The sequence below is a fragment of the Moorella humiferrea genome, assembly GCF_039233145.1.
Lineage (GTDB): Bacteria > Bacillota > DSM-521 > Neomoorellales > Neomoorellaceae > Neomoorella > Neomoorella humiferrea.
In genome coordinates this window covers 1,081,625-1,099,969 of sequence record NZ_CP136419.1, presented here as the reverse complement: position 1 = coordinate 1,099,969, position 18,345 = coordinate 1,081,625, and the positions used below count along the sequence as shown (strand labels likewise).

Annotated in this window: 14 protein-coding genes; all 14 read right to left on the bottom strand. The window is 49.7% G+C overall.

All coding sequences use genetic code 11. The annotated features are described in order from the left end of the window. Window positions 1-112: 112 nt before the first annotated feature. The 14 genes from MHFGQ_RS05700 to MHFGQ_RS05635 all read right to left on the bottom strand — a co-directional run bounded on the left by MHFGQ_RS05700 (window position 113) and on the right by MHFGQ_RS05635 (window position 18,345). Window positions 113-4,948, bottom strand: a complete 4,836-nt coding sequence (locus MHFGQ_RS05700; protein WP_106005803.1) for a DEAD/DEAH box helicase — start codon at window positions 4,946-4,948, stop codon at window positions 113-115. Continuing rightward, entirely contained in the window at window positions 4,920-8,840 is a 3,921-nt protein-coding gene (locus tag MHFGQ_RS05695) for a hypothetical protein (RefSeq protein ID WP_106005804.1), read from the bottom strand. The genes MHFGQ_RS05700 and MHFGQ_RS05695 overlap by 29 nt, the downstream gene beginning before the upstream one ends. 224 nt (window positions 8,841-9,064) lie before the next feature. Beyond that, window positions 9,065-9,430: a DUF5615 family PIN-like protein gene (locus tag MHFGQ_RS05690; protein WP_200901620.1), complete on the bottom strand. Its 366-nt coding sequence runs from the start codon at window positions 9,428-9,430 to the stop codon at window positions 9,065-9,067. Window positions 9,431-9,446: 16 nt separating this feature from the next. Next, window positions 9,447-9,668, bottom strand: coding sequence for a DUF433 domain-containing protein (locus MHFGQ_RS05685; protein WP_011391714.1), 222 nt, complete (start codon window positions 9,666-9,668; stop codon window positions 9,447-9,449). A gap of 114 nt (window positions 9,669-9,782) precedes the next feature. After that, on the bottom strand, window positions 9,783-9,914 hold the full coding sequence (locus tag MHFGQ_RS05680; RefSeq protein WP_277997034.1) for a hypothetical protein: 132 nt from the start codon (window positions 9,912-9,914) through the stop codon (window positions 9,783-9,785). A 984-nt stretch (window positions 9,915-10,898) separates the two neighbouring features. Further along, window positions 10,899-11,159, bottom strand: coding sequence for a type II toxin-antitoxin system HicB family antitoxin (locus MHFGQ_RS05675; RefSeq protein ID WP_106005805.1), 261 nt, complete (start codon window positions 11,157-11,159; stop codon window positions 10,899-10,901). A 96-nt stretch (window positions 11,160-11,255) separates the two neighbouring features. After that, window positions 11,256-11,465 carry a DUF2283 domain-containing protein gene (locus MHFGQ_RS05670; RefSeq protein ID WP_106005806.1) on the bottom strand — a complete coding sequence of 70 codons (210 nt, stop codon included), beginning with the start codon at window positions 11,463-11,465 and terminating at the stop codon, window positions 11,256-11,258. A gap of 175 nt (window positions 11,466-11,640) precedes the next feature. Continuing rightward, window positions 11,641-12,492, bottom strand: coding sequence for a hypothetical protein (locus tag MHFGQ_RS05665; RefSeq protein WP_106005807.1), 852 nt, complete (start codon window positions 12,490-12,492; stop codon window positions 11,641-11,643). Beyond that, complete coding sequence (locus tag MHFGQ_RS05660) at window positions 12,476-12,703, bottom strand: hypothetical protein (protein ID WP_106005808.1); 228 nt, start codon at window positions 12,701-12,703, stop codon at window positions 12,476-12,478. The genes MHFGQ_RS05665 and MHFGQ_RS05660 overlap by 17 nt, the downstream gene beginning before the upstream one ends. Beyond that, window positions 12,675-13,103 carry a hypothetical protein gene (locus tag MHFGQ_RS05655; protein ID WP_106005809.1) on the bottom strand — a complete coding sequence of 143 codons (429 nt, stop codon included), beginning with the start codon at window positions 13,101-13,103 and terminating at the stop codon, window positions 12,675-12,677. The genes MHFGQ_RS05660 and MHFGQ_RS05655 overlap by 29 nt, the downstream gene beginning before the upstream one ends. Window positions 13,104-13,410: 307 nt before the next feature. Then, the gene (locus tag MHFGQ_RS05650; RefSeq protein ID WP_106005810.1) at window positions 13,411-15,087 is read right to left on the bottom strand and encodes a ribonuclease J; all 1,677 of its coding nucleotides are present in this window, start codon (window positions 15,085-15,087) and stop codon (window positions 13,411-13,413) included. A gap of 119 nt (window positions 15,088-15,206) precedes the next feature. After that, a complete protein-coding gene (gene dapA / locus MHFGQ_RS05645) occupies window positions 15,207-16,091 on the bottom strand; it encodes a 4-hydroxy-tetrahydrodipicolinate synthase (RefSeq protein ID WP_106005811.1) in 885 nt (294 codons plus the stop codon). Then, entirely contained in the window at window positions 16,078-17,319 is a 1,242-nt protein-coding gene (gene dapG / locus MHFGQ_RS05640) for an aspartate kinase (protein WP_106005861.1), read from the bottom strand. The genes dapA and dapG overlap by 14 nt, the downstream gene beginning before the upstream one ends. Before the next feature lie 18 nt (window positions 17,320-17,337). Continuing rightward, window positions 17,338-18,345 carry an aspartate-semialdehyde dehydrogenase gene (locus MHFGQ_RS05635; RefSeq protein WP_106005812.1) on the bottom strand — a complete coding sequence of 336 codons (1,008 nt, stop codon included), beginning with the start codon at window positions 18,343-18,345 and terminating at the stop codon, window positions 17,338-17,340.

Genomic DNA, 18,345 nt, shown 5'->3' with positions numbered 1-18,345 from the left:
CGTAAATAAGTGTAACCCATATTTACGTGATATGCAAGGCCTTTCAGCTTCTTGCTACCCACGCCCGGATAGAAAACCTGCCCATCCTTACCGCCGATCCCCAAATCGCCCGTTAGACAGAAGGAGAACTACTTAACAGTTTCTTTATAAACTCTATTACATAGCCCCTGTTCAGTTTATCATGGCAATACTGGTTGGTATAATTGCGCAGGCAACCGTAGCAACTTGTGTTGGCCAGACTACCACCGCATTCGCATCTGGAGAGTATCGCCAACGTCCGGTGCAGAGCTCGCATCAGATTATCTTTTTCCGCAATCCGCTTGACATGGCCTGCGCCACCCGGCACATCATCAAATAATACCAGCGCAGGGCTGTAAGGATTGCCTGCATAGGGGTATAAAGTACCATCGACATCCTGGCGCTCAATGTCCAGTGCACTGCAGGCTCCCTCTAAAATGCCGTATAAGACAGACTCCCAGAAACCCTCACGTTGATCATGGTATTCCGGAAACCATAATCTTAAAACATCAGTGTAAAACTCGTAACCCAATGAATAACGGGCAGCTCTACCATTACATTTTATCCCCCAGGGCGTCTCGTGGGGACCCAGGGGCTCCCCGGTATTAACCTCAGCATAGCCGCAAGACTGGCAGATTTTAAACCCCTTCTTCCCGGCACTATTAATTACGGCCAGCCTGCCGGCGCCGGCTTGCAAATTGAGCTTGAAACCGTTTAAAGTAAAGGTAATTTCCTGTTCGATATTTTCTTCCTGAGCAAAGAATTTCCTGGTGGTATACGTCTTTTGTGGTTTGGTCATTGTAGGCGTTTCAGGCGGCCCGGCAATAAAGCCAAATTCCGGGACAATAAATATACCGCGATTGTTTCCTATTTTATTACCACAAATGCAGGTATCCATAGGGGTATTTTTTTCGGCTATATCGCTCTGGTAGTACCCGCAGTAATCACAGATCGCGTAGGCGTATTCCACAGGATTCCGGTCTGGAAGTTTTTTAATATACTTGCTGGTCCATAATTTGCCTCCTGCTATCACCTGACTCCCAGGTGCATATTCAGACAAAGCAACTTTGAGATCCCTATCCAGCTCCAGACCCCTGGCTTCTTCACCGTGATGGTAAATCTGTAATTCCACCACATCTACCGGAAAGCCATACTTGGGAATTACATTTTGTTGCGCCAGAAAATCTAGAATATAACGCTTTTCAATGGTATTAATGGTTTTATGGACGGCCTGGGCTTTCAAGTGGTTTTTGGTCCTGCTATACTCTGCTTCAATGGCTTTCAATTCGCGCAAATCCGCCATTACCTTCGCCTCTGCCTTGCTCAGTACGCCAACGGTTTCAACTAAAAGTCCGTCCAGCCAGCTCCAGTCATGAACCCCCAGTCTTTCCTGCATCTCGTTGGGAATAATCCTACTAAGACTTTTTTGTAATTCCCCGGGTTTATCACGCAACAATTTTCCTAACGCCTGAGAGGCCGTCTCACCAGATTCAGGGAAAAAGGTTTTGACCTGCCCGAAATACTCCGGCCTTAATTTCCAAAACATTGCCAGGGCGACGGCATACATATGTCGCTTTATAATTTTGTCATTGCTAATCTTTATATGGGGTGGCCGGATTTCGCCTTTAATAATTCGCAGGGGTTCATTATAATGAGAAAAGTCATGGGAATGACGCTGAGCAAAGGTAAGGACAAAGGCCGTAGAATCTGTTCTCCTCCCTGCCCTGCCGGCCCGCTGGATGTAATTGGTAGCCGAAGGCGGTACATTACGCATAAAAACAGTTTCCAGTTCTCCGACGTCAACCCCCAGCTCAAAGGTAGTAGAACAACTTAAAACATTAATCTGCCCATCATTAAATTTTTGCTGTATTTCAGCAGCCTTCTCTGTAGTAAGCTGGGCTGTATGTTCACTGGTTTGCATGATCAAGGGCAATATATCCAGATACAATTTTCGGTAGTGGTTGCCGGCCATTTCCTGAGCTGGATTGCAGGCGACCAACTGGCCATCACACCGGTAAGTCGGGCAAACACCTTTAATGTTATATAACGTCAGGCGCCGGCACCTGCTGCAGCGATACCAGGTAACAGTATCATCAACTACTGCCGGCAGCACCCGCCAGTATTCCGGTTTCAGGCAGTATACTTCCCCCAGGCCCTGGGACTCATGATGGCTGGAAAAATGGCCCTTCCACGGCGCCCTTTCACCCGTTAACAACCGGTTCCAAATTTGCACCAGCAGCTCTTCGACTTTTTCGCGGTCAATCCCGCCCTGCACAGCAGCCAGGCGTAATAAATAATCCATACGGGAGTTATTGCCACCCTTGCGGGTAGGAGTCCAACTGTAAACCCGGCCGGGGTAAGACATGTTTTCTTTAAAATAAAACTCTTTATTTCTAGGTGCAAAGAAAGGATCTCGGGGATCCACAACATCCGGAAAACGAACGGCGCCGCTTTTTCTGACCGTGTCCAGCAAAACCATGATTAAATCAGTAGCCTCTGCAACCGTAAAATTCCACGGTTCTTTACACAAAGCCCTGGGTGGGTTCCAACCCGGCGGTAATACCGGCTTAAAACCAACTAAACCCAGCCCTTCCAAGCCGATAATGCGATCGCTGACAATGAATTCATGCAACACCCATTTCCATGCTTCTATTTCCAACTGCTGCATACTCATTTGCGGGAACAATTGCAGATCATACAACATCCTTTTAACAAAGTTTGCCAGATCGTTTACCCGCCATTCATTGGCCACCACCTGGCTTTTATACTTCTCCAGCGTCATGATAATTAGGCGGCGCTGCAAAATTTGATTGTATGAGGCTTGCAAATAAGTAGAAAAATAAGCGGCATCCTGGCGGCTGTCGGAAAAAATAAGCAGGCGACGATTACTTTTGTGAAAGCTTATATTGTCGGGAACCTCCCAGTCGTCTGTTTCAGTATCATCATCTTGCATTACTTCCACCTGCTCCGGTATCTGCTGGTAAAGGGCAGTCGCCAGAACGCTGGTAACCGCCTCCGCACCGAGGACAAACCGCCGCACCACGGAACCGAGAGAATTAATGCTCCCGCAGGCCGGGCACTTATATACATTCCCGTTTTTAGCGGAGACTTTAATTACCAAAAATAAGCTTTTCTCACCACAACTACAAAGGGTTGCAGCATCAGTTTTAGGCCTGACGGCCCCGCACCCACCACATAAATGATATTCCTCTCCTGGCGGTATATCCTCACCGCTTGCCACTATTTCATCTTCATTCTCGGGAACCGGCATTTTATCGTCAAGGAGCAAAAAATAGACAAGGTTGTTATTGTCTTCATAGAAACGCCTGCCCGGCTGTTTAAGAATATCGTGTTCCCCTCCACGTACCACTTCGCCTACAAGATACAGCGCATCACATTGACGGCAGGTAGCTGCTTCAAATACAGGAAACATTTTACCATCTGCACCTTTAATCTGTTCCCGTCGTTCCAGATAAAGCCTCTTTTCAGGGAGCAAAGAAACATACGCACCTTCTAGTGCCCGGATAAATAAATGGTATCTGGCCGGCAGCAGGGATTGGCTTCCGGGTTCCAGCCTGGCCTTATTGGCCAGATAAACCAATGCTACCAGGCGGTTTTGACCGTCCTGGACCCCGGGAAATAATTCCCGGGCAACATCCTGTAGAAAACAAGGCCCCTGTTCCAGTCTCTGTTGCAGGGTAATAACCCTGCTGTCTCCCGAAAGTACCAGATAAATAAATCTGGACCATTCCCCCCGGCAATCTTTTTGCGCCAGAGTTAAAATATTTTGGGGAATACCTGATTCCAACCCGCCAGCTATTAACCTTTCAATCTTGTCTGGCTCATCGCCATCAATAACTTCCGACCATTTGCCGTAAAGCTCACTCCCAGGTTTGCCCCAACTGCTCTCAGCAACCTTTAAATGTTTTTTAAAGGCCACTACCACATCTTGCCGGGCAGGATTATCTTCGATCCATTCAAACTTTTCGCCAAAAAGCTTGGTTCCAAGCTCAGTCACTTCCCGGAACCCTTTTTCATCTACACCTAATGTAGCACTAGTACCTATACACTGCAGGGTGCCAGGCCTGCTTTCACAAACCCTATCTTTCAGCCTGCGTAGGAGCATGGCCATCTCTATTCCTTTAGCTCCGGAATAGGTATGGACCTCATCAATCACGATAAACCGCCAATCCCGGGCATATTCACCATCAAAAAAAACATTATCCTGGGGCCGCAGCAATAAATATTCCAGCATAGCATAGTTGGTAAGTAAAATGTGCGGCGGGGTTGCCTGCATTTGCTCCCGGGACAACAATTGATTGGGCAGCAAATCTTCCCGGGGATTCATTCTTCTGAACTGTTCAATTGCCTTTCTCTCATCCCTTTCTGTCTCACCAGTATAGCTACCAAAAGTAATAGCTGGATAATTCTTTAACAGGGTGCGCAGTCTTTTTAACTGGTCATTGGCCAGGGCATTCATGGGGTACAGCAACAAGGCCCGCACCCCCGGACCGAGGATACCCTCTTCCTGTTGCCGGAATAAGTAATTGAGAATAGGCACCAGGAATGTTTCCGTCTTGCCGCTGCCCGTACCAGTTGCAATAATGATATTCCTTCTATTTTCAACTAATTTGCGTATGGCAATTTCTTGATGTAAATACAGGGGACGCTCCAGCGGCAAAGCTGGTGTTTGTAGTTTCCTAAATTCTGGTGATAACACACCCTGCTCAATCAGCTCATCTATTGAGCAGCCGGTCTTGAAGGGGGGGATGGCCTCCAAGATAGGACCTTTGGCAAACTTTCCTTCCTTACTCAATTCCTCTGCCAACTGCCGACGCAGGTCCGTATCTTTAAAAGCAAAGGTCGTCTCTAAATAATCCAGGTATTTGCCGACTACCGCCTCAGTTGTCCGCAACGGATCCAGGCCCATTTTTACCTCTCCTTATCTGGACGAAAATATATTCAGGCAGAATTACTTGCCCTTGACGCCCGCATTCTTGATGAGCTATCTCCCAAAACAATACCCGGCATCTTTTGCAATATGTCGCCCCGTCCCTATCTCTATCTATCAGAAAAGGCAACCTGCTTAATTCATCTAAATCCAGATAAAAGCTTACCGGATTACAATCCAGGATAATCGTATTGCCGTGCTCATCAACAGTACAAATGTTGCCCTGGAACCGTTCCTCTCCCAGAAACTCGGGTTTTATAGCAATATCCTGGATCCAGTATAATCTTCCGGCCGGGATAATTTCGCCCTCACAGGCAAAAGATTCGATCAACAGCCCATTTTGCAATATATCCTGTAATATTTCCGCTTTATCGCCAAGCATTACATCTATGCAGTTTTCGCTTTCAGGATCCGGCAGTAAAACTTCATCTTCTTCCCAGGGATCATCGATAGTAAACTGCAGCCTGTAGCCGCCCGCCGGCAGCCGCCTGTAATGTTCCCTAATCTCCACCTTGGATACGCCGTCAGGGACACGGCGTTCAAGCATATCTGCCCCTGGCAACCCTAACGGCCACAAACGTACAATTCTATTGGTAACTACCCCGAAATCTTGCCAGGCCAGAACAACGATACGTCTTTCGCCCTCTAACCTCTGCACTATAGAAATATCGGCAACCTGCCAGCGCATCCGCACGCGCACCAAAAGACACGCCGGAATAGTACTATCCTGAAAACTTAGATATAAATCGTGAACCGGCAGGTTATCACTCCCCAGGGTGTCACTGAGCTGGCGCAAATTAAAGACGGCAACTCCTTTTCTTATCTGGCGGGAGATAACCTGCCGCCCATTGTCTAATGCCAATTTAACCATTCCCGAAATACACGCCGGCAATTTAACCTCGATTTCACCCAGTTCTTCATGCCAGATCTCTTCGACTTCCGCTTTCCAGGGAGTATCGGCACTTCCCCGCCAACGAACAGCGGGAATATCTATATAAACTTCCACCCGGAAGTCGTTATCTTGATCTATAGAATAACCCAATTGTCCAACAATCTGGTTTTGGCGGGTATCAAACTCAACCAGGGTCCTGCCGGGTGAGCTTTCGACCAGTTGCGCCGGGGGCCGGACGAAGAAAGTAAAATAATGCCGCGAACTTAATTCCAATCGCCCTGTTTCTCTTTTTCCATCTTGAGGGCTGTATATCACCCGATCAAACTCTAATGTCAAATCGGGCACCACGACACACTTTTGATGCCACAGGACGCTCTCCCGGTAAATCAAAGTAATCCCGCATACTCCATATACATCGCCGAAGAGAACGGCAAGGGGTACAAAAATAATATCATCCTTACTGATAACCGCCCCCGGGGTATCTAAAGAAACATATTTAGCAACCCCGGCCCAGTCCAGGCGCACACCATAAGAGCGCAGCTCTTCCTGCTCGTTTTTCGAGAACAAGAGCATCGGTAGTTTACCCCGGTAGACCGGTCCCTCCCTTGTTTTTACGATAACTATTTCTTCTCCTCCAAGTAACCCTGGTTCCAGTTTTTCCGGGAGCTTTTTAAAAACCGCTGCCTCTTTTTCATTCCTGACCAGCACTGCATCAATTCCATCTAGATCCAGATACCAGTATTCATAATCCGACCAGGAACCTGTCAATCTTTCCTGTTCTTTTACCGCCTCGACAGGCATCACCCTGCTGCCGGCAGGAGCAACCAGATAAGCACCGTCTTCCGGCAGCCGTTCGTCTTCGATCAGCTTTCTTTGCGAACTAAAAAGCAAGCAAGCATTATTGCCGTCGATACCGTTAATCTTCCAGGAGCGAAAAATTTCCCCGGCGCGAAACTCAAAGTGATAAACAGGTTCCGGCGGCTCGAGATTAACGTCAACAATTCCGGTCCTATACTGCCCTTCTCCCACTTTATGTACCGGGATATTGACCTCTCTTACAGTACCGCTTTTTCCCCGTATCACCAATGTTGCCCTTGCCGGTCCTCCCACCGTTTGTTCGGGGAATTCAACCTTGATGGATCTTGCGATAGTATCCAATTTGATAACCGGCCGCCGTAAAGTCACGCCGTACGACTCCCTGTCCTCACCCCTTGAGGAGCGCATTTTATCAAGCATGTCTTTACCCTGCTGGTACCACCACTTTTCCATAGCCCGAATAATCCGCGAGGGTAAGACAATATCGCCAATGGGTTCCTCACCTTTGTCGAGTTTTTGCATTAATAACAGGGAATGAAATACGAATTTTTCCGCCAGGTTCCCACCCTGCAATATAAATATACGGGTTGATTCATTAAGGAAATATAACGGTTCTTTAATTGTTTTAAGTTTTTCCAAGATATTATTTTCCTTCTCCCGGATAGCAATCAAGTCATTGAACAGGGAAGTTTCCTCAGGGTACTTTTCTATCAATGGCAATATAGCCACCAAGGAATCAATATCATCACGATTGAGTTCCGCCACAATAGTCTCAATTTCGCAGCGAATACTCCTCTGTTCAGACAGCTTCCTCAACCCTTCTTCTAAATCGCCTTTGCCCAGCCGGACCAGATTCATTTTATATTCGGCTATTTTTCTGTTCAGTTTAGTTAACCTCTCCTGCCAGAGGGCGATTTCTGTTTCGGAAATTCTATCAAGGGCAGGGCTGGTCGCAAAAATTCCCTGCTCTGCTTTACGAAGGTTCTCTAAAAGTATTTCTAACTTATGATAATCCCGTAAAAGCTGCTGTAGTTCCCGTAAAACCTTGGGCAAAGCCGGCCATGGATTAGCCATCAGCTCACTTCGCACAGGAAGACCATCAAGCTTTTCTTCAAGCATCTGCCGGCACTGCTTTACCTGCCGGTACCGGCGACGTAAAAGCAAACGTAATAGCCATACCCAAAAGCGACCTGATCCTACGAATACCCGATTGCCTTCCGTATATTCCCAAGCCAGCTTATTAATCTCATCGACCGGCAGGCCCTCTATCTTGCCTGCAAAACTATCATCCCAGTGGCCCATTATTTCTTTGCCGGCGTCTTCTATCGCCCTGTTTAACGCGTTAATCTCGACATGACCGGCTTCTTGGACGGCTGCAATCTCCTGCAAATGCTTCAATGAACTATAGTAGGCGTCGATTTGTTGCTGCAAGCGGCTCCGTTCAGCTTCAGCCTGTTCCAACCAACCTTCAGGAACAGCCAAAGCGGCCTTTAACTCTACGGAATCTTCAACCCCGGCCCGCAGGTCCTGCAACCGCTCCAACTTTTCTTTGTTTTTCCACATATCCATGGCCAGGGCCAAAGAACTTTCATGGCCTTTTACTTCGGCAAGTTCTCTTTCCAGTTCATTACGGGTATGATAGTCCCGGCGCCAGTTGGTCGCCAGATGGGCTATCTCGGCCTCCATCACCGGCAGTCCTGCTCTTTCCCTTTCGTAATATATGGCCAGCACCACATCGCTAAAATAGTCGTTCAGGTATGCATTTGGGACGATACCGTGGGCCAGGATAGGCATAATATAACGCAATTCATCCGAAAATGCAGGCAAATTATATTTCTCAACGGTTGCCAGAAAAGCCTCCCCTAACAGCCGCTGCCATTTAATCTGTCCGGGAGGCAGCCCGAGGGCGGTATATACAGGGGCCCAGAAGTTGTCATGATAATAATTCACACCCATGCCAACAAGAAAGACGGCGACACTTAAAGAGCCTCTTTGAGCAAAATCAGGTTTCCCTAATTCCCCAGCAATCAACTTCGCCAGGTGATCGAGTTCCTCAGGATTCAACTCGATATTCCCTAAAAGGGACAGATCTGCAGAGCCGGCTAACAATTCCTCAAAGTACCTGTCACTATCGCTCAAATGGCAACATTGCAACAGGTTCATTCTTACACCTTCTTCAACAATGGCCCCAGTGTCACCTAAGAACAAGCGAAGGGTTGTTCTCTTGTGCCCAAATCCGTACCCCGGAGCCGGCAGCGCAGTTGTTCGGAGCCTAAAAGCACCTACTGGAGGCCCCCGGCGATCTTTCCTAAAATAACTGCCCGCGCTTCTTCTATAGTATCAGCAGTAAACAGCTCATCTAGAATGCGGTCCAGGATTTGGACCTTTCATCTTTCAGGTCCTCTAATCCTGATTCGATCTTTTTGTACTATCCATAAATATCCAATAAGATTCTGATAACGTAGGTGGGGGATGACTTTTTTGAAAAGATTTATAACACTCTGTTTGCCTTGAGACGCTATACGAAGTAAAATTATTCCTTGATAATCTTCAGGTCTATACCTGCGAATATCCGAAAAATCCATATCAAGGGTAACTAGAACCCGCTTTTCATTCCGGCAAATACCTAAAAGTTCAATATCAGAAAATCCTTGGATTTGTTCTGACCAGACAGTTTCAGCTTCATAACCTGCTTCCCTGAGAAGATCAGCAATCTCAATGGGAAGATTTTCATCGATTTTAAATCTCAGCATCTTTATTCCCCTTAATTTACAGGGCAATATGTCGTTCTTTAGCCAGCATAGCACCGTAAGCTATTGCTGCCTTAATATCTTCCAAGGATAAAGAAGGATAACTCTTCAGGATTTCTTCCTGGCTTATACCTTCAGCAAGGTTATCCAAAATAACACTTACAGGTATCCTAGTTCCTTTGATGCAGGCCTTCCCGTGACAAACCGAAGGATCAATTGTAATTCGCTCCAAAGGATTCATCTTTATATCCCCCGTATCATATTTGGATTCCAACTAGAATTAGGTTCTGCACCGCAGGGATAATTTAGGCGTACTCCTGAGCCGGCAGCGCAGTTGTTCGGAGCCTAAAAGCACCTACTGGAGGTTCCCGGCGATCTTTACTAAAATAACTGCCCGTGCTTCCTCTATAGTATCAGCAGTAAACAGTTCTTCCAGAATGCGGTCCAGGATTTGGAGGTCGCTTATTTTCTGCACCTTTTCTTGCAAATCAGCAGAGTGCTGCCCGAATTGTGGGAGAGGTACTTGCAGATAATCTCTTAGGATTTTTCCATCCGGCCTTCCATCCTGCCTTTAGTTTCCGCTTCTGCACGCTCTTCCCTTACCCATTCCTGGTAAATTGGCGACTGCATTACCATTTCCCTCCTTATCATTGAATAAACCAATTCTGCCGCGTATTTACCCCCGGCCAAGATTCCCATAACCACTAGAAGATCCTGCCGGAGAGCCTCATCCTCAATTTCGCTTACTACTGTTATACTCTGCTGTAAAACCTGTCTGGCCTCTTCTCCTTTTTCTCCCTTCATTAACGGAAGCAGGGGGTAAAGACCGATAAGTCCCCGCTCTATTACGGATTGCCTGGGCTCTTCCCAAACCCGAACTACCCGGTAGGTAAATTCCAGGGTCTTTAAGTTACCCCAGTAATCACTGAGCTAGTGGTAGCGCATCATCCGGGCCGGTAGAGCCGGGTCGTAATAGCCCATGGGCTCATGGCCTAATCCACTCTTCCCGGCATGACCGTTGTAGAAATCTTACCCAGTCACCAGCTCTTCGCTGGACCAAACGTTTGATCGGGAGATCGATTGAGGGCACAGGGATAATTCTCCTTTTTTATTTTACCATATAACATCCCAGGGCAACAGGCGCATCTCCATCACGTTCACCTGAACAAATTAAATTATACTTAACTACACAAGGGTGATCATCGCCGTACCATCTCCGTCCCCACTCAGTATTATGGACATAGATCTTATAAAGTAATATTTAATTAAACACCGGCCAACACGGGCTATCAGCTTTGCCACTGGGATATATAACTATAGAAATGAGTTTTATTCACTCACTCAAGCTATCCCATTTTCCTTGTTAATATTCTTTTATTTTAAAATTCTGATTTATAATGAAACACTTATATCATCACCATGGGGATTGGGTATGCGAAGTTTATGCCGGCCCCGGCGCATAAAATCGTGTTTAGAGCTTTACTTGCCATTTATGATTTAGATCTGCGCCGCCTAAAACAGGAATATCGTTGTCCCCATCCCGCAGTTTAAAAAGAAGCCATTCTTCCAGAACTTCCTGCAAAGTGGCTAGACATTCCTTTTCATCTTTTCCGTCAGCCCAAACGCCAGGGCACGGAGGTATTTCAGCGAAGAAAGTACCATCTTCTAGCCGTTCGATGACAGCTTCTTTCATTGCTGCCTGTATAAAAGTAGGGAACGCCCCTCTTCCCATTTTAGCCCTTCCTCTTTAAGCCCCTTTTGGGGAGGATGAGAACTTTCAAGAGTGGAATTTTTGCGGGCAAATTTATTAAATGTCGGCCAGGTTTACTTAAATAATAGCGGTCTCCAGAGGAAGCTCATTTATATTAACATTAGGTATAAGAAAATTAAGCTTTTCAAGGCCGATCACTTTCCCATTTTTGTCTTTGATTAAAATAACCTCTTCACCGCTTTCCTCACAAATATACTCTTTTTCAGGATCGTCAAACCACATATTTAATGTGTTTGCTTTGTCGTAATATAGCCTAATCTTTTCCATACAAGCTCACCTTCTTTAATTCCTGAACCTCTTTTTTCCTTCCCTTCATCGCTGGGTGTTTTTTATTGATTGCCCAGTACGTTTTCGTTGTTCTGATCCTTTTGCCCATTTTGCTGATGACTTCAAAATATGGATTATCCATGAAAAAGGTTCTTCTTTGTCCTCATCATAAAAGTCACGGATTGACTCTTTGCTGCACAAGACGATCAACGTCAGCTTTAGTTTGGATATGCATGAGATCAGCTGCATGGTTTCTGAGAAGATGCTGGAGCTTTCTCAGGCTGAGGCCAGCATATATCAAGATGCGGCGGCGCGCATACCGCTTCAACCTTCTCTCTTTTTCCAAGCCAAAATTGAGCCTCAAGAAGACAAGCTCATACTTTGAAATTAGTGCCATGACGTAAAGAAATGGCGTGAATAGCAAGGAAAGAAGCGGAGCCAATGCAATGCTTCTGAAAGTATCCAAACTGAGGAGAGTCTGGAAATTAGAAATGGCGCGGTTAACTACGATCGCCAAAATAACGAAGCTAATGATCATCTGCACCCACTTGGTTATTTTTGCAACCGCAGAGTACTTCTCGTCCGAACTCGCTATTACGTCAACCATCGCAATTAGAGTAAGTATCGGCACGAGGACAAGTTCAGTAGGGAGCGAAAATGTGTATGTATTGACAAGGAACTCAAGGACAATTACACTCTTGAAGCTGTCGGTTAGTACCTTCTGGAAGATATTCTCAGCATCGTCCGACGTAATGAAACGTATCATCATTGCCATCGCATTGACACATAACCATACGATGGTATCTTTGAGAAGAGAAACTTTCCATAGACCAATGGCAGCAAGTAGCCTCACAACGGCTAAAGTATAAAATACCATCAGGAAAACTGACAAGAGAATCTTAAATTGGCAGAATGCTCGCAGGACTGCCACGAACGATTTGCGTATATCGGCCTTTCGCAACGCGAATGCCAGGAATACAATAACCCAGAAGGCGGTTGCGATTTCGCGATTATTGAATGGACCCATGAGTCAATAAGCTCACCTCACCTCCATGGACCGCCCGGTTGGCCTCCAGGATATCGTTCTTCTTGCCCGTATCCAGCAACCCGACCTCTACCCTGCGGGCGGCTACGTTGTAATCCATATTCAAGTGTTCCTGGATGGCGTCGGTAATCTCCAGTTCCCCCCGACAGTAAGGCTTGACGCCCTCAATGGGAGATTTCTTTCCCGCTTTCATGCAAAGCCCGCCACAACGGCCCGGCGACCACTACTGCCACCACCGAATGGGCCATGAAGTAGGCTATACCGATGCCGTTTAAGCCGAATATCTCTAACATTAAATCGCCTAAACCCAGGGCCAGGACGGCCAGGGAAAGAGTCGGGTAAATAATCAAAAACACCCGTTTCTTTACCTGGTTGACGGTGATGTAAAGCTGGTTCACGCACTGGGGGATAACCGCCAGGGCTAAAAACCTTATCACTCCGGTCCCTTTTTCCGCGTATCCGGGGCCAAAAAAGTGTAAAAACCATCTGCTCAGGACAATCATGGCTATAACCGCGGGTACTGACAGCAAAAGGGCAATGCCCAGGGCACGCCGGCCATCCCAGCCGCCGCTGATCGTGGGACCCCTCAGCAAAAAGGGAAGAAGCCAGGCCCGAGGGGATAACCGAGAGAACCATACTCATCATCCAGGCTATATAAAAATAGGCGCTGTTTTCCGGGCCCAGGGTATTAAGCACCATTAGTGGGTAGATAAAGGCAGGGGGTGGTGGTTGTAACCGTAGAGATCAACGGTAACACCTCCCTTTTATTTTTTTGACGGGGGCTCCCTCCCCGTCTATTTTGGATTCTTTCGGCATAAATAGGAAAATTCCTCCTTGTTTTTGCAACCATATGCAGCGAAGGCCGGTTGCCCGGCGCTCCTGCCGGGACCCGGCCCTCCCTCATACTTCCATGATGATCGGCAAAATCATAGGGCGACGCCTGGTCTTTTCAAAGAGGAACTTGCTTAAGGAGTCGCGAATGTTACCCTTTATAGTCGCCCAATCCGTGATCCGGCGTTCTTCGCATTTGTCCAGGGTTTGACGCACCTTTTCTTTGGCTTCTTCCAGCAGTTCCTCGGCCTCGCGAACGTAGACAAAACCGCGGGAAACAATGTCCGGTCCGGCAACGACAGCTCCCGTGTCTTTGCTTAATGTCACGACGACGATTAACAGCCCGTCCTGGGCCAATTGTTTCCGATCCCGCAAAACGATATTGCCTACATCGCCTACTCCCAGGCCGTCAACGAGGAGCTTTCCGGCAGGCACCCGTCCGGTGATGGCGCCTTTCCGGCGCGTAAACTCCAGCACCTGGCCGTTTTCTGCTACGAAGATGTTTTCCGGCGGGATGCCGAGTTCTTCCGCCAGGCGGGCATGCTTGATGAGCATGCGGTATTCGCCGTGGACGGGGACGAAGAATTTGGGTTTGACGAGGCTTAAGACCAGCTTCAGCTCTTCCTGGCTGGCGTGGCCGGAAACGTGGACACCGTCTATGGCTTCATGATAGACGTCGGCCCCTTGGCGGAAGAGCTGATCCACCGTCCGCGCAACCAATTTTTCATTACCGGGTATGGGAAGGGCCGATATAATCACCGTATCGCCCGGGACGATCTCAATCTGGCGGTGATCGTTTCTGGCGATACGCGTGAGGGCCGACATGGGTTCACCCTGGCTCCCGGTGGAGATGATCACCGTCCTGTTTTTGGGCAGGGAGGCCAGTTCGCTTAAATCCACCAGGGTGTTTTCCGGAATGTCCAGGTAGCCCTGCTCCAGGGCGATGTTTACGACGTTGATCATGCTCCGGCCCACCACGGCCACTTTGCGGTTGTACTTATAAGCCGTCGATATTATCTGCTGCAGCCGATGGACATTGGAAGCAAAGCTGGCGACGATAATACGCTCCCTGGCCTGACGGAAGACTTCATCAAAGGTTGCGCCGACCACTCGTTCGGACATGGTGTAGCCGGGGCGTTCAACATTGGTGCTGTCGGACAAGAGCACAAGGACGCCCTCTTCCCCCAGCTGGGCAAATTTATAAAAATCAAATACCTCGCCGTCTATTGGGGTGTAATCGATCTTGAAATCGCTGGTGTGCACTATGGTACCTACCGGCGTGTGAATGGCCAGGGCCACCGTATCGGCAATGGAATGGCTGACGTGAATAAATTCTACCCTGAAAGGCCCTATGCGCACTGTATCCCGCGGCTTTACCATCTGCAGTTTGGCGCCGTTCACATTTCCCTGTTCCTTCAGTTTGGCCTGAACCAGGGCCAGGGTGAGGCGCGTGCCATAGACGGGTACGTTTAAATCTTTCAACACATAAGGCAGGGCGCCGATATGGTCTTCGTGGCCGTGGGTGACGATGATCCCCTTGACCATCTGCCGGTGTTCCAGCAGGTAGCTATAATCGGGTATGACCGCGTCTACGCCCAGCATTTCGTCCTCGGGGAAGGTCAGGCCGCAGTCGATGACCAGTATGCTGTTCCCGTACCTGATCGCCATCATGTTTTTGCCTATTTCGCCGAGGCCGCCGAGGGGAATCAAGTAAACTCTCTGCTCATTTTTCTCATTTTCGGCCATTAATCCACCTCCATGTTTTAACAATTAAAGACCGGGCCCCTTGCTCTCGGCCCGGTTTTTTAGTCCACGTTCTAAACCAGCTAATTTTATTATACCCCATCTACCAATGTTTCGCAATATTAATCAGCTAAAATGCCTGCTGCTTTGAGGGCCGCGGCGATTTTTTCTTTCTCCGCCGGGCTGGCCTCGACCAGGGGCAGGCGTACCGGCCCGGCCGGCAGGCCCATCATGTTAAGGGCTTCTTTGACCGGTACCGGGTTGGAGGTTATAAACAGGGCTTTAAACAGTGGGAAGAGCTCCCGGTGCAGGGCCGCCGCCCCGGCCACGTCGCCGCTGACAAATGACCTGACCATGGCCTGCATTTTGTCCCCAGCTACATGGGCGGCGACGCTGATTACCCCGTAGGCGCCTACGGCCATCAAAGGCAGGGTCAGGGAGTCGTCGCCACTGTATACAAGAAACCCCGGCGGTGCGTCCCTGATGATGGCCGTCGCCTGGTCCAGATCGCCGCTGGCTTCCTTGACGGCGACGATATTTTTAATCTCCGCCAGACGCAAGGTGGTCGCCGCTTCCATATTGCGCCCCGTGCGGGAAGGTATGTTGTAAAGGATTATGGGTAGGTTAACGGCTTCGGCAATGGCTTTAAAATGCCGGTACAGCCCTTCCTGGGAGGGGCGGTTGTAATAGGGAACCACGAGCATCAAGCCGTCTAATCCCAGGGCTTCTGCCTCCCGGGAAAGCTCAATGCTGGCGGCGGTGGAATTGGTGCCGGTACCGGCAATGACCGCTGCCCGGCCGCCCACTGCTTCCTTCACGGCTTTAAAAAGGGAAATTTTTTCCTCGTGGCTTAACGCCGGCGATTCCCCCGTGGTGCCGGCCACCACCAGTCCATCGCTGCCATGGTCTACCAGGTGGGCGGCCAGTCGCCTGGCACCGTCCAAATCTAATTTGCCGTCTGCGGTAAAGGGTGTCACCATGGCGGTAAGGATTCTACCCCACGGCATATGCTTTCACCTCGCCTGTATCTTCATCGTGTAGTTTAAATTCCCGGTGCAGGACCTGTACGGCCCGTTCCATATCCGCCTGGTCCACCAGGCACCAAATGGAGGTGTAGGAATCGGCGGACTGCAGGATCTTTATCCCCGCGCGATTCAAAGCGGTAACTATGGCCGCCATAACCCCGGGAACGCCGCGCATACCGGCCCCGACGGCCGCCACCTTGGCGCAGTTGGGCCTTACCGTAACTTTAAGACCCAGCTCCTCAATGAGCTCTACGGCCCTCCCGGCGACCGCGGCGGCGACGGTAAAGACCAGCTCACCGGGAAAGACGTTAATAAAGTCTACGCTAATATTATTTCGGGCCAGGGTCTGGAAAACGGCATCGGCCTTGTTGCCGTCGGGAACTATAACCCTAAGCTGGGTCAGACCGGCCATGTGGGCGATGCCAGTAATCACCCGGTCGCGGCTGATGTGCACGCCGCTGGGACCCGGCTGCCAGGCCACTACCAGGGTACCGGGCCCCTCGGTAAAAGTCGATTTTATCCTTAAGGGTATATTTCCTTCCCTGGCGATCTCTACGGCGCGGGGATGGATGACCTTCGCCCCCTCATAGGCCATCTGGCATATTTCCGTATAGGTGATGGTGCTCAAAGTCCTGGCTTCGCTCACGATACGGGGATCGGCAGTCTTGACGCCGTCGACGTCGGTGTAGATCTCTACCGCTTCTGCCTTCAGGGCCACGCCCAATGCCGCGGCCGTAGTGTCGCTGCCGCCGCGCCCCAGGGTGGTGATTTCTCCGGCTTCGGTCATTCCCTGGAAGCCAGCGACCACGACGACCAGACCTTGCTCCAGGTAGGACTCGACCCGCCGCGGTTCCACCCGGAGGATACGGGCGTCGTTAAAGCGGGCGTCGGTGATGATGCCAGCCTGGCCGCCGGTGAGAAAGACGGCCGGAATACCCATTCCCTGTAAGGTGGCGCTCAATACTACACCGGCGATGATTTCCCCGCAGGACAAAAGGAGGTCGCGCTCCCGGGGAGAAATGGGATTGTCGCCCAATAAATCCAATAAGGTGTCGGTGGCGTAAGGTGCCCCTTTGCGACCCATGGCCGATACGACGACGGCCAGGCGGTACCCGGCCTGACACGCCCTTTCAATATGGCGGGCCACCAATAAACGCTGCTCCGGGGTGGCAACCGAGGAGCCGCCGAATTTTTGCACCAGGACCTTCATAACCATCACCTCTCTTTTTTAGAGAAGGCCCTCCTGCACCAGGAGTTCAGCAATCTGGACGGCGTTGGTCGCCGCGCCCTTGCGTAAGTTGTCGGCCACTATCCACATATTGAGGCCGCAGGGGACCGTGAAATCTTCCCGGATGCGGCCGACAAATACTTCGTCGCGGCCGTCGGCATGGATGGCCAGGGGATAGGCTTTGGCCTCCAGATCATCCACCACCACGACCCCCGGCGCCCGGCGCAAAAGCTCCTTAGCCGCCGCTGCCGTAAGTTTTTCCCGGGTTTCTACGTTTACCGCCTCTGAGTGACCGTTGAAGACGGGTACCCGTACCGTCGTGGCCGTGACCTGGATCTGATCGTCGCCCATGATCTTTTTGGTTTCATTGACCATTTTCATTTCTTCTTTGCTGTAGCCGTTTTCCAGGAAGACGTCGATGTGGGGCAGGCAGTTAAAGGCGATCTGATGGGGAAATACTGAGCCCGTAACTTTTTCCCCCGCCAGCACCTGTTTGCTCTGGAGCCGCAGCTCGTCGATGGCTTCTTGGCCGGCCCCGGATACGGCCTGATAGGTGGAAACGACTATCCTTTTAATGCCGACGGCGTCGTAAATGGGCTTTAAAGCCACCACCATCTGGATGGTAGAGCAATTGGGATTGGCGATTAAACCTTTGTGCCAGCGGACGTCCTGGGGATTGACCTCGGGCACCACCAGGGGGACGTCTGGATCCATGCGGAAGTTGTTGCTGTTGTCGATCACCACCGCTCCAGCCTCAACTGCCGCCCGGCCGTACAGCTTGCTGGCTTCGCCGCCGGCAAAGAGGGCTATATCGATCCCGGCAAAGGCGGCCGGGGTAGTCTCTTCGATGACGTATTCTTCACCCTTGAAGTTTACGCTCTTGCCCGCCGAACGGCTGGTGGCCAGGACCTTCAGCCGGCCGACGGGAAAATTCCTCTCTTCCAAAACCTTAAGGAGGGTCTGGCCCACGGCTCCTGTTCCTACTACTGCGACGTTGTAAGTCTTCAT